Origin of the sequence: Acinetobacter sp. YH16056_T (assembly GCF_024605895.1) — a bacterium.
Lineage (GTDB): Bacteria > Pseudomonadota > Gammaproteobacteria > Pseudomonadales > Moraxellaceae > Acinetobacter > Acinetobacter amyesii.
The window spans coordinates 3,020,429-3,033,632 of record NZ_CP094545.1 but is presented as its reverse complement, the minus strand read 5'-3'; the positions used below and the strand labels follow the sequence as shown (position 1 = coordinate 3,033,632).

At 42.6% G+C, this 13,204-nt stretch carries 9 protein-coding genes and 1 tRNA gene; all 10 read left to right on the top strand.

Going from position 1 to position 13,204, the window contains the following annotated elements:
* The first annotated feature begins 38 nt into the window (after window positions 1-38).
* Window positions 39-114: transfer RNA gene (locus MST17_RS14725), tRNA-Trp, on the top strand.
* Between the two features lie 76 nt (window positions 115-190).
* The gene (gene secE, locus MST17_RS14720) at window positions 191-631 is read left to right on the top strand and encodes a preprotein translocase subunit SecE (protein ID WP_078189832.1); all 441 of its coding nucleotides are present in this window, start codon (window positions 191-193) and stop codon (window positions 629-631) included.
* 7 nt (window positions 632-638) lie between these two features.
* Window positions 639-1,172, top strand: a complete 534-nt coding sequence (nusG, locus tag MST17_RS14715; protein ID WP_078189831.1) for a transcription termination/antitermination protein NusG — start codon at window positions 639-641, stop codon at window positions 1,170-1,172.
* A 115-nt stretch (window positions 1,173-1,287) separates the two neighbouring features.
* Window positions 1,288-1,716, top strand: a complete 429-nt coding sequence (rplK, locus tag MST17_RS14710) for a 50S ribosomal protein L11 (RefSeq protein ID WP_004868049.1) — start codon at window positions 1,288-1,290, stop codon at window positions 1,714-1,716.
* Window positions 1,717-1,719: 3 nt separating this feature from the next.
* Entirely contained in the window at window positions 1,720-2,415 is a 696-nt protein-coding gene (rplA, locus tag MST17_RS14705) for a 50S ribosomal protein L1 (RefSeq protein ID WP_078189830.1), read from the top strand.
* A 301-nt stretch (window positions 2,416-2,716) separates the two neighbouring features.
* Window positions 2,717-3,223 (top strand): 50S ribosomal protein L10, encoded by a 507-nt coding sequence (rplJ, locus tag MST17_RS14700; RefSeq protein WP_111885844.1) that lies wholly within the window; start codon window positions 2,717-2,719, stop codon window positions 3,221-3,223.
* Between the two features lie 48 nt (window positions 3,224-3,271).
* Window positions 3,272-3,643, top strand: coding sequence for a 50S ribosomal protein L7/L12 (rplL, locus tag MST17_RS14695; RefSeq protein WP_078189828.1), 372 nt, complete (start codon window positions 3,272-3,274; stop codon window positions 3,641-3,643).
* Between the two features lie 303 nt (window positions 3,644-3,946).
* Entirely contained in the window at window positions 3,947-8,035 is a 4,089-nt protein-coding gene (gene rpoB / locus MST17_RS14690) for a DNA-directed RNA polymerase subunit beta (protein WP_180007035.1), read from the top strand.
* Window positions 8,036-8,175: 140 nt separating this feature from the next.
* Complete coding sequence (gene rpoC / locus MST17_RS14685) at window positions 8,176-12,375, top strand: DNA-directed RNA polymerase subunit beta' (protein WP_078192842.1); 4,200 nt, start codon at window positions 8,176-8,178, stop codon at window positions 12,373-12,375.
* A gap of 159 nt (window positions 12,376-12,534) precedes the next feature.
* A complete protein-coding gene (locus MST17_RS14680; RefSeq protein WP_180026780.1) occupies window positions 12,535-13,077 on the top strand; it encodes a hypothetical protein in 543 nt (180 codons plus the stop codon).
* The last annotated feature ends 127 nt before the right edge of the window (window positions 13,078-13,204 follow it).

Sequence of the window (13,204 nt, the reverse complement as noted above, 5' to 3'; positions counted from 1 at the left end):
TGTACAGATCGAGAGTTTCGACTCTCGATTTGCTCTGCAGGTCAGTAGTTCAATTGGTAGAGCGTCGGTCTCCAAAACCGAATGTTGGGGGTTCGAGTCCCTCCTGGCCTGCCAAATTTTTTTAAAAAGAAGCTTGATGCTGGCTCAACTGGTCATATAATAAGTCGCGAATCCTACGACGAGTACAAAAATGTCGAATGATAAATCGCGTGACGCATTAAGCGACGCGCCAATTCCTCAAAGAAATAATCCTGCTGAAGTTGTTAATTCTGGTTCCCCTTTAGACTATGTTCTGTGGGTTATCGCGTTGATTTTACTCGGTAGTTCTATGATGGTGAATCAACATTTGCCAGCATACTGGGCACCAGCGAATGATGTCTGGGTCCGTGTTGGGGTAATTTTGGCTTGTATCATCGTGGCTTTAGGTTTATTATACGCCACCCATCAAGGCAAAGGCTTTGTTCGATTGTTGAAAGATGCTCGAATTGAGTTACGTCGAGTGACTTGGCCAACCAAGCAAGAGACCATGACCACATCTTGGCAGGTACTTGCGGTAGTCTTAGTGGCATCTATTTTATTATGGTGCTTTGACTATGCTTTGAGCTGGTTAATGAAGTTTATTATCGGGTAAGAGAGCTATGAAACGTTGGTACATTATTCATGCCTATTCAGGCTATGAAAAACAAGTGTTACGCTCACTTAATGATCGAATCCAGCGTAGCGCTGTAGCCGATAGCTTTGGTGAAGTCCTTGTCCCTACTGAAGAAGTAGTGGAAATGAAGGATGGTAAGAAACGTAAATCTGAGCGTAAATTCTTTCCAGGCTATGTGTTAGTCGAAATGGAAATGAATGATGAAACTTGGCACATTGTTAAAGAATGTCCAAAAGTATTAGGTTTCATCGGTGGTACTGCAGAAAAACCTGCACCAATTACGCAAAAAGAAGCTGATGCGATTCTTGCACGTGTACGCAATACTGGCGAAGCACCTCGTCCTAAGACGATGTTTGAACCAGGTGAAGAATTACTCGTAATTGACGGTCCATTCACCGACTTTAAAGGCGTGGTGGAAGAAGTTCTATACGATAAGTCACGTTTAACGTTGACGATTAATGTATTTAATCGACCAACTCAGGTTGAGCTGGAATTTCGCCAAGTCGAAAAATCGGTTTAATTTAACTTGGTTGATAAACGCCCGATTTGTTATGAGTCGGGCATTGTTGTTGTAACGGTATCGTTACTTATATGTATGGGGAGCCTAGCGGCGTTAGTACCCAGAGGTAATTGAAATGGCTAAGAAGATTGACGGCTATATCAAGCTGCAAGTTCCAGCTGGTAAAGCAAATCCATCTCCACCGATTGGTCCTGCACTAGGTCAACGTGGTGTTAACATCATGGCATTCTGTAAAGAATTTAATGCTGCGACACAAAAAGTTGAAGCTGGTCTTCCAATTCCAGTAGTGATCACTGTGTACAACGACAAGTCGTTCACATTCATCATGAAAACTCCTCCTGCTGCGATTCTTCTTAAGAAAGCTGCGGGCATCCAAAAGGGTTCAGCTGTACCTAACAAAACTAAAGTTGGTAAGTTGACTCGCGCTCAATTAGAAGAAATTGCGACTACTAAAGAACCAGATCTTACTGGTGCTGATTTAGACGCACGTGTACGTACCATTGCTGGTTCTGCGCGTTCTATGGGCTTGGAAGTGGAGCTATAAGACATGGCTAAATTAACTAAACGTCAAAAAGCCATTGTTGCTGCTGTTGAAGCTAACAAAGTTTACACTTTGGAAGAAGCAGTTGCAGTTCTTAACGGCCTTCCAGCAGTAAAATTCAAAGAATCTTTGGATGTTGCTGTAAACCTAGGTGTTGATCCTCGTAAATCTGACCAAGTTGTTCGTGGCGCGACTACACTTCCTGCAGGTACTGGTAAAACTGTACGTGTAGCTGTGTTTGCTCAAGGCGCTGCTGCTGAAGCTGCTAAAGCTGAAGGCGCGGACGTTGTTGGTTTTGATGATCTTGCTGAAAGCATCCAAGCGGGTAACCTTGACTTTGACGTAGTAATTGCAGCTCCGGATGCAATGCGCGTTGTTGGTAAGTTAGGTACGATTCTTGGTCCACGTGGCTTAATGCCAAACCCTAAAGTGGGTACTGTAACTCCTGACGTAGCTTCTGCTGTTAAAAATGCGAAAGCTGGTCAAGCACGTTACCGTGTAGACAAAGCAGGTATCATCCACGCTGCGATCGGTCAAGTAGGTTTCACTGCTGAAGCTGTTCGTTCAAACGTTGAAGCTCTTGTAGCAGACCTTAAGAAAGCAAAACCTGCTACTTCTAAAGGTGTTTACATCCAAAAGATCACTCTAAGCTCTACTATGGGTCCTGGTCTTGTTGTTGATGTGGCAAACGTTTCTAAATAAGTTTCGACTTATTACAGAATTTTAAAGCCCTGAGTAATATTTGAAGCACCGCTTTAAATATTACGCAAGAAACGTTCCGTCGTATATTGCGTGATTCAGGCAAACTTTGAATTGATAAATTTAGATTTATCAGCGTCAAAGACCTCAGGCGAGGGGAGTTTTATGCTTTCTTCTTAATAGCCCAGCCTGAGTAGACGCGGTGGTGTGATTTGTTCCTCCTCCGCGTGTTGGTTCAGTGATGAGCTAACGAATTGGGAGTGCATCTGTATAGGTGCATAAATCACCGTTAGGAGGTTTTACAATGGCTCTTCTTATCGAAGGCAAAAAACAGATCGTAGCTGAAGTAACTGAAGTTGCTTCTACTGCGTATGCTGCTGTTGTTGCTGACTATCAAGGTTTAACTGTTGAGCAATTAACTGCTCTACGTGTTGAAGCTCGTAAACTAGGTGTTGCTACTCGTGTAGTTCGTAACACTTTGGCTAAACGTGCTCTTCAAGATACTCAATTCAATATCTTGAGCGACAACCTTGTTGGCCCAACAATCTTAGCTTTCTCAACTTCTGAAGACGACATGGGCGCAGCTGCTCGTTTGTTCGAAGAATTTGCTAAAACTAATAAAGCATTTGAACTTAAAGCTGCTGCATTTGACGGTAAAGTTTATCAAGGTGCTGAAGTTAGCGTTATCGCGAACCTTCCAAACCAAGAGAAAGCGCTTACTATGCTTGCAAACGTTCTTCAAGCTCCTATTTCGAAATTGGGTCGCCTTATTACTGCGCTCAAAGAGAAAAACGAGTCAGAAGCTGCTTAAGCTTAAATCAATTTACACACCATTCAATACCCATTTGGAGTTACTCTCATGGCTTTAACAAACGAAGAAATCTTAAACGCAGTTGCTGAAAAAACTGTTCTTGAACTTGTTGAACTTATTTCTGCTTTCGAAGAAAAATTCAACGTATCTGCTGCTGCTGTAGCAGTTGCTGCTGCTCCTGGCGCTGCTGGTGCTGCTGCTGAAGAACAATCAGAATTCAACGTTGAGTTGACTTCTTTCGGTGCTAACAAAGTTGCTGTAATTAAAGCAGTTCGTGAAGCTACTGGCCTTGGTCTTAAAGAAGCTAAAGATCTTGTTGAAAGCGCTCCTTCAGTTCTTAAAGAAGGCGTTTCTAAAGAAGAAGGCGAAGAACTTAAGAAAAAACTTGAAGAAGCTGGTGCTACAGTTACACTTAAGTAATCTTAAGGGGAGTCGATTTTTTTATAATCGGCTCCAAAAAATGGCTGGTGGCCCTTGGGTCATCAGCCTTTTTGCGTTACAATAATCGGCTCGATTTTTGTTTGCATGATATAAAAATCATACAAATTAAAAATAATTTATAAAACCAAACGCTTACCAATATTTTTCAGTAAAAAATATTGTTAAGCGTTTTAATACCACTAAAAATTGCAGCATTTGTGAAAGTGGTGGCCATATCGGCCTGCGTAATTCCTTCTAAGTTCGTTCTGCAGGCGGACTTAGTTTACTTTCCGAGGACTCCAGATGGCATACTCATATACCGAAAAGAAACGGATCCGTAAGAATTTTGGTAAATTGCCCAAGGTAATGGATGTTCCGTACTTGCTCGCGATTCAAGTCGACTCGTACCGAACTTTCCTTCAAGACGGCAAAACTCCAAAAAACCGCGAAGATATCGGTCTCCAAGCCGCATTTCGTTCAGTTTTTCCTATTGAAAGTTATTCTGGCAATGCTGCTTTAGAATTTGTTGAGTATAGTCTTGGTAAGCCTGAATTTGATGTGCGCGAATGTATTCTTCGTGGCTCAACTTATGCGGCGCCAATGCGTGTAAAAATTCGTCTGATCATTAAAGATCGCGAAACTAAAACAATCAAAGATGTGCGTGAGCAAGAAGTCTACATGGGTGAAATGCCACTTATGACAGACAACGGTACCTTTGTGATCAATGGTACTGAGCGTGTAATCGTATCTCAATTACACCGTTCACCAGGTGTATTCTTTGATCACGATAAAGGCAAAACTCACTCTAGCGGTAAAGTTCTTTATTCTGCTCGTATCATTCCTTACCGTGGTTCATGGTTAGACTTTGAATTCGATGCAAAAGATCTTGTATATGTTCGTATTGACCGTCGTCGTAAATTACTTGCGACTGTTGTGCTTCGTGCCTTGGGTTATAATAACGAACAAATCCTAGACATGTTCTACGAAAAAGTACCTGTATATCTTGATATGGGTAGCTATCAAATTGACTTGGTTCCAGAACGTCTACGTGGCGAAATGGCACAGTTTGATATCGTGGGTACAGACGGTAAAACAATTGTTGAACAAGGTAAACGTATTAACGCGCGCCATGTTCGTCAAATGGAAGCAGCAGGTCTTGAAAAACTTTCTGTTCCTGATGAATACCTATATGAACGTATCGTTGCTGAAGATGTAACGTTACGTGATGGCGAAGTTGTTGCGGCAAATACCGTACTTAGCCATGAAATTATGGTGAAATTGGCTGAGGGCGGCGTTAAGCAATTCAACGTACTTTATACCAATGACATCGACCGTGGTCCATTCATTGCGGACTCTTTACGTGCAGATACTACAACTGGTCGTGAAGAAGCACTTGTAGAAATCTACAAAGTGATGCGTCCGGGTGAGCCACCAACAAAAGAAGCTGCTGAAAACTTATTCAATAACTTGTTCTTCTCTTCTGAACGTTATGACTTATCACCAGTAGGTCGTATGAAGTTCAACCGTCGTTTGGGTCGTCCTTACGAAGTGGGTACGGATCAGAAGTCTCGTGAAGTTGAAGGTATTCTTTCAAACGAAGACATCACTGATGTATTGAAAACATTAGTTGAAATCCGTAACGGTAAAGGTGAAGTCGACGATATCGATCACTTGGGTAACCGTCGTGTTCGTTCTGTTGGTGAAATGACAGAAAACCAATTCCGTGTTGGTCTAGTTCGTGTTGAACGTGCTGTTAAAGAACGTTTATCTCAAGCTGAAACTGATAACTTGTCTCCGCAAGATTTAATCAATGCGAAACCAGTTGCTGCTGCAATCAAAGAATTCTTTGGTTCAAGCCAGTTGTCTCAGTTCATGGACCAAAACAACCCGTTGTCTGAAATTACACACAAACGTCGTGTATCAGCATTGGGCCCAGGTGGTTTGACTCGTGAGCGTGCGGGCTTCGAAGTACGTGACGTACATCAAACTCACTACGGTCGTGTATGTCCAATTGAGACTCCTGAAGGTCCAAACATTGGTTTGATTAACTCATTGTCTGTATATGCTAAATGTAACAGCTTCGGTTTCTTGGAAACTCCATACCGTAAAGTTGTTGATGGTCGTGTAACGGATGATGTTGAATACCTTTCTGCGATTGAAGAAGTAGGTACTGTGATTGCACAGGCCGATTCTGGTATCGATAAAGACGGTAACTTAACTGAAGAATTCGTATCTGTACGTCACCAAGGTGAATTTGTACGTATTCCACCAGAAAAAGTAACGCATATGGATGTATCTGCTCAGCAGGTTGTATCTGTAGCGGCATCACTTATTCCGTTCCTTGAACACGATGATGCCAACCGTGCATTGATGGGTTCAAACATGCAGCGTCAGGCTGTTCCTACTTTACGTGCTGACAAACCGCTTGTTGGTACAGGTATGGAAGCAAACGTAGCACATGACTCGGGTGTGTGTGTACTTGCGAAACGTGGTGGTCGTATTGAATTCGTCGACGCTTCTCGTGTCGTTATTCGTGTAAACGAAGAAGAGATGGTGGCAGGCGAAGCAGGTGTGGATATCTACAACCTGATCAAATACACACGTTCGAACCAAAATACATGTATCAACCAAAACGTTGTTGTACGTTTAGGTGACAAAGTTGCACGTGGTGACGTTCTTGCTGATGGTCCATCAACAGATGGCGGTGAATTGGCATTGGGTCAAAACATGCGTGTAGCGTTCATGACTTGGAACGGTTACAACTACGAAGACTCGATCTTACTTTCAGAGCGTGTACTTCAAGAAGATCGTTTAACGTCTATCCACATCCAAGAGCTTTCATGTGTTGCACGTGATACCAAATTGGGTGCTGAAGAAATTACAGCGGATATCCCGAACGTGGGTGAAGCTGCACTTTCTAAATTGGATGAATCAGGTATCGTTTATATCGGTGCTGAAGTAACTGCTGGTGACATTCTTGTAGGTAAAGTAACGCCTAAAGGTGAAACTCAGTTAACTCCGGAAGAAAAATTGCTTCGTGCAATCTTCGGTGAAAAAGCGGCTGACGTAAAAGACTCTTCATTACGTGTATCTTCATCTGTGAAAGGTACTGTAATTGACGTTCAAGTATTTACACGTGACGGTCTTGAAAAAGACGAACGTGCTCAAGCAATTGAGAAAGCACAACTTGATGCTTACCGTAAAGACTTGAAAGAAGAATACAAAATCTTCGAAGAAGCGGCTCGTGAACGTATTGTTCGTCTATTGAAAGGTCAAGAATCTAACGGTGGCGGTACAACTAAACGCGGTGACAAATTAACTGAAGAGTTATTGTCTGGTCTTGAGTTGGTTGATCTTATTGAAATCCAACCAGTCGACGAAGCGATTGCTGAACGTTTAACTCAAATTCAAGTGTTCTTGAAAGAGAAGAGCCTTGAAATTGACGAGAAATTTGCAGAGAAAAAACGCAAACTTTCTACAGGTGATGAACTGACAACTGGCGTATTGAAAGTTGTTAAAGTTTACTTGGCTGTAAAACGCCGCATCCAACCGGGTGATAAAATGGCGGGTCGTCACGGTAACAAAGGTGTTGTATCTAATATCTTACCTGTAGAAGACATGCCACACGATGCAAACGGTGTTCCAGTTGATGTTGTACTTAACCCACTGGGTGTACCATCACGTATGAACGTGGGTCAGATTCTTGAAACTCACTTAGGTATGGCAGCTAAAGGTCTTGGCGATCAAATCGACAAGATGATGAAAGAGCAACGTACTGTACTTGAGCTTCGTGATTTCTTAGACAAGATTTACAACAAAGTTGGTGGCGAACAAGAAGATCTTGATAGCTTGACTGATGAAGAAATCTTGGTGCTTTCAGGTAACTTGCGTAAAGGTGTTCCTTTAGCAACACCAGTATTTGATGGTGCTGAAGAATCACAAATTAAAGAATTGTTAGAACTTGGTGGCATTTCACGTACTGGTCAAACAGTATTGTATGATGGTCGTACAGGTGAACGTTTTGACCGTCCAGTAACTGTAGGTTACATGTACATGTTGAAACTGAACCACTTGGTTGACGACAAGATGCATGCGCGTTCTACTGGTTCTTACTCTCTAGTAACTCAACAGCCGCTTGGTGGTAAAGCACAATTCGGTGGTCAGCGTTTCGGTGAGATGGAAGTATGGGCACTCGAAGCTTACGGTGCAGCATACACACTTCAAGAAATGCTTACTGTGAAGTCGGATGACGTTGAAGGTCGTACCCGTATCTATAAGAACATTGTAGATGGTAACCATTACATGGACCCAGGTATGCCTGAATCGTTCAACGTATTGACCAAAGAGATCCGTTCTTTAGGTATCAACATTGAACTGAAAAATGGTGACTAATTAGCTCCATTGAATCTCCCTTGCGAAGCAGTGCTTCTCACCTCTTTAATCAAGAGGGGCAAGGGGGATTTCTCAGTTAAAAAACAATATTTGTGACCCAGTTGTGAAGTGAAAATCTCCACAACACACGGAGAAAAAAATTGAAAGACTTGCTCGATATCATGCGCAAAAAGACGGATTCAGACGGTCATGCTCCTGTAGAGTTTGATCGCATCCGTATTGGTCTTGCGTCACCAGAAATGATTAAGTCGTGGTCTCATGGTGAAGTTAAAAAGCCTGAAACCATTAACTACCGTACGTTCAAACCTGAACGTGATGGTTTATTCTGTGCCAAAATCTTTGGTCCAGTAAAAGATTACGAATGCTTGTGTGGTAAATACAAGCGTATGAAATACAAGGGCGTCATTTGTGAAAAATGTGGCGTTGAAGTAACAACTGCAAAAGTACGTCGTGAGCGTATGGGTCATATTGACCTTGCTTCTCCAGTTGCGCATATTTGGTTCTTAAAATCACTTCCTAGCCGTATTGGTCTGCTTTTAGACATGACTTTACGTGATATCGAACGTGTATTGTATTTCGAATCATACGTTGTAACTGACCCAGGTATGACTCCACTTGAGAAATACCAACTTCTAAACGATGAAGAATACTTCACGGCTTTAGAAGAACACGGTGATGAATTCACTGCGAAAATGGGTGCAGAAGCAGTTCAAGATTTGTTGAAAGACATCGATCTTGAAGCTGAAATTTCACGTCTTCGTGAAGAAATTCCAAATACAACTTCAGAAACGAAGCTTAAAAAAGCCTCTAAACGTCTGAAATTGATGGAAGCGTTCAAAGAGTCGAACAACAAGCCAGAATGGATGGTGATGAATGTACTTCCAGTACTTCCACCTGATCTTCGTCCGTTGGTTCCTCTAGAAGGTGGTCGTTTTGCGACTTCTGACTTGAACGATCTTTACCGTCGTGTAATCAACCGTAACAACCGTTTAAAACGTCTTCTAGACCTTGCAGCACCAGACATTATCGTACGTAACGAAAAACGTATGTTACAAGAGTCTGTAGATGCATTGCTTGATAACGGTCGTCGTGGTCGCGCAATTACCGGTTCGAACAAACGTCCTCTTAAATCTTTGGCAGACATGATCAAAGGTAAACAAGGTCGTTTCCGTCAAAACTTATTGGGTAAACGTGTCGATTACTCTGGTCGTTCGGTAATTACTGTAGGTCCAACTTTACGTCTGCACCAATGTGGTCTTCCGAAAAAAATGGCGCTTGAATTATTCAAACCATTCATTTTCGCGAAACTACAAGCGTCTGGCCAAGCGACAACCATTAAAGCTGCGAAAAAAATGGTTGAGCGTGAAACTCCAGAAGTTTGGGATGTACTTGCTCACGTAATTCGTCAACATCCAGTGATGTTGAACCGTGCGCCTACACTTCACCGTTTGGGTCTTCAAGCATTTGAACCAACCCTGATTGAAGGTAAAGCAATCCGTCTTCATCCGTTAGTTTGTGCGGCATTTAACGCCGACTTCGACGGTGACCAAATGGCGGTACACGTACCATTAACACTTGAAGCTCAGTTAGAAGCTCGTGCGTTAATGATGTCAACAAACAACATTCTTTCTCCTGCGAACGGTGAGCCAATCATCGTACCTTCTCAGGACGTTGTCTTAGGCTTGTACTACATCACTCGTGATGCGATCAATGCCAAAGGTGAAGGCATGGTGTTTGCGGATACTGACGAAGTAAACCGTGCACTTGCAACAGGTCAAGTTGATTTACACGCTCGCGTAAAAGCACGTGTACACCAAACTGTCATTGACGAAAATGGTAACCGTGAACAACAAACCATTGTTGTAGACACAACTCCAGGTCGTTGTTTACTTTGGGAAGTTGTACCTGAAGGTATGGATTTCCAACAAATCAACGTTGAGATGACTAAAAAGAACATCTCTAAATTGATCAACTCTTGCTACCGTAAATTAGGTCTAAAAGATACTGTTATCTTCGCTGACCAATTGATGTACTTGGGCTTCCGTCAAGCGACTCACTCAGGTGTGTCTGTAGGTATGGAAGACATGTTGATTCCGCCACAAAAACAAGCAATTATCGAAAAAGCTGAAGTTGAAGTTCGCGAAATTGAACAACAATTTGAACAAGGTTTCGTAACTGCCGGCGAACGTTATAACAAAGTTGTCGATATTTGGGCGCGTACAAACGACCAAGTAGCGAAAGCGATGATGGACAACTTGTCTTTCACTACTGTTAAAAACAAACAGGGTGAAGACGAGAAACAAAAATCATTCAACTCGATCTATATGATGTCTGACTCAGGTGCCCGTGGTTCGGCAGCTCAGATTCGTCAGTTAGCGGGTATGCGTGGTTTGATGGCGAAACCAGATGGTTCGATCATTGAAACACCAATTAAAGCAAACTTCCGTGAAGGTTTGACTGTACTTCAGTACTTCATTTCAACACACGGTGCACGTAAAGGTTTGGCCGATACTGCATTGAAAACTGCGAACTCAGGTTACTTGACTCGTCGTTTGGTTGACGTTGCACAAGACTTGGTAATTACTGAGCCAGATTGTGGTACTTTCGACGGTCTTGTAATGACTCCGTTCATTCAAGGTGGCGATGTCATCGAGAACTTAGGTACTCGAGTATTGGGTCGTGTACTTGCTGAAGATGCGAAGAAACCAGGTTCGGATGATGTGATTCTTCCACGTAATACTTTAATCGACGAAAAACTTGCAAACTACTTAGAAGAGCAAGGTGTCGATGAAGTGAAAGTACGTTCAGTTGTAAACTGTGAATCTACTTTCGGTGTATGTGCGAAATGTTACGGTCGTGACCTTGCTCGCGGTCACTTGGTGAATCCAGGTGAATCTGTGGGTGTAATGGCTGCTCAATCAATTGGTGAGCCAGGTACACAGTTAACAATGCGTACGTTCCACGTAGGTGGTGCTGCGAGCCGAACTTCTGCTGCTAACAGCGTACAAGTTCGTAACAAAGGTACAGTACGTTTCCACAATGTGAAAACAGTACAACACGCTAAAGGTCACTTGGTATCAACTTCACGTTCAGGTGAAATCGGTATCGCAGATGACATCGGTCGTGAACGCGAACGTTACAAAATTCCATACGGTGCTTCAATCATCATTAAAGATGGAGAAGCTGTGGAAGCTGGCGGTATCGTAGCGACTTGGGATCCGCATACACATCCATTGGTTACCGAAGTTGCAGGTAAAGTGCGTTTCAGCCAAATCGCTGATGGCGTAACTGTGACATCGAAAACTGATGATGCAACAGGTATGACGACTATTGAGGTACTTCCAGTAACTTCACGTCCAGCATCTGGTAAAGATATGCGTCCAGCGGTTGTATTGGATACAACAGATGGCGGCGAACAGTTCTACTTCCTACCACAAAACACGATTCTGACTGTGCGCGACGGCGAAACAATTGGTGTCGGTGACGTTATTGGTCGTGTACCACAAGAATCTTCACGTACACGTGATATTACCGGTGGTCTACCGCGTGTAGCTGACTTGTTCGAAGCACGTAAACCGAAAGAACATGCGATCCTTGCTGAAATTTCAGGTATCGTAAGCTTCGGTAAAGAGACCAAAGGTAAGAACCGTCTTGTGATTACTCCGGATGATGGCTCTGAGATTTACGAAGAGCTAATTCCGAAATGGCGTACGATTAACGTGTTCGAAGGCGAGCATGTGAACCGTGGTGAAACCATTTCTGATGGTCCGCAAAACCCACACGACATCTTACGTTTGAAAGGCGAAGTTGCACTGACAAACTACATCGTGAACGAAGTTCAGGACGTATACCGTCTGCAAGGTGTAAAAATCAACGACAAGCACATTGAAGTGATCGTACGTCAAATGCTTCGTAAAGTTGAAATCACTGACGGTGGTGATACAAGCTTCATCAAAGGCGAGCAAGTGGAATACATCCGCGTTGTTCAAGAAAACCAAGCTGTGGCAGCTCAGAACAAGTTCCCAGCGAAGTTTGAACGTCAATTGATGGGTATTACCAAAGCGTCGCTTTCTACTGACTCGTTCATTTCTGCTGCATCGTTCCAGGAAACAACTCGTGTGTTAACTGAAGCTGCTGTAACAGGTAAAGAAGATGAATTACGTGGTCTGAAAGAAAACGTAGTTGTAGGTCGTCTGATCCCAGCGGGTACAGGTTTGGCTTACCACTTAGAACGTCGTCGTCAAGAGTCTGAAGCTGCAGAGCTTGAGCTTCACAATGATTTCTCTGATGTAGATCAAGCATTAAGCCAAGCATTTAGCGATGAATTTAACGGTCTTTAATTAGCCCTTAAATCATTCAAAAAAGCCACCTTCGGGTGGCTTTTTTTATGTGGATGAATTGAAAATTAAAGCTTTCCTAATATTGAAATATTTCCTATAGTAAAAATAGAACATAACAAATCTCTTGATTTTTAAACTTAAACATAACGGGGTCTTTTGATGAAATTCACACAGCAATTATTCGCAGTTTCTGCATTATTCAGCTCATTGACAGCGATTGCCGCACCTATGCCCAATTCGATTGTGGTTGAAGATAAAGCTGTAGTTCCAGTACTAAAAACAGAAGTGATTCGCCGTGTTGCAGGTCAAGAACCTGTACGTCAAGTGACTGCAACAGTGTTAGAAATGACCAATAAAGGTCAGGATATCGTGGCACGTGAAATTGAACTTTCAGACCATCAAAGTGATTTTTCTGAAAAGAAATTATCGATTCCAGTACTACAACGTGGTGGTGTCATCGTCCCAACTTCTAAAATTGAAACCAAGACTACGGTGAAACAGGACGGTCAGATTATTCGTCAAAACACCAATATTGATGCAGAAGGTGTAGAGTTTAAGAAAGGACAAGACCCGATTAAACGCACGCTAAAACTAGATCAAGCAACTGATCCAGAAAGCAAAGCCAAACTCTCTCATGCTGTGCTGACTGAAAATGGTGAAACCACAAAAGATTTGATGATTTTGGATGAAAATCCTGAGTGATTCGTGAGCGATTAGGCGTGGTTTTTTACAAAATGCAGCATTTATGCTCCAAGCCGTAACAAGCTATGTTTAATTGTTTCATACAATGGTTTTAGAATCATAGGTAATGAAGAAGACAAGGAACATC

Bases quoted from the DNA above. Each gene is read 5' to 3' on its own strand.
- nusG (WP_078189831.1), top strand. From the start codon at position 639: ATGAAACGTTGGTACATTATTCATGCCTATTCAGGCTATGAAAAACAA.
- rplL (WP_078189828.1), top strand. From the start codon at position 3,272: ATGGCTTTAACAAACGAAGAAATCTTAAACGCAGTTGCTGAAAAAACT.
- rplJ (WP_111885844.1), top strand. From the start codon at position 2,717: ATGGCTCTTCTTATCGAAGGCAAAAAACAGATCGTAGCTGAAGTAACT.
- secE (WP_078189832.1), top strand. From the start codon at position 191: ATGTCGAATGATAAATCGCGTGACGCATTAAGCGACGCGCCAATTCCT.
- MST17_RS14680 (WP_180026780.1), top strand. From the start codon at position 12,535: ATGAAATTCACACAGCAATTATTCGCAGTTTCTGCATTATTCAGCTCA.
- rplA (WP_078189830.1), top strand. From the start codon at position 1,720: ATGGCTAAATTAACTAAACGTCAAAAAGCCATTGTTGCTGCTGTTGAA.
- rpoB (WP_180007035.1), top strand. From the start codon at position 3,947: ATGGCATACTCATATACCGAAAAGAAACGGATCCGTAAGAATTTTGGT.
- rplK (WP_004868049.1), top strand. From the start codon at position 1,288: ATGGCTAAGAAGATTGACGGCTATATCAAGCTGCAAGTTCCAGCTGGT.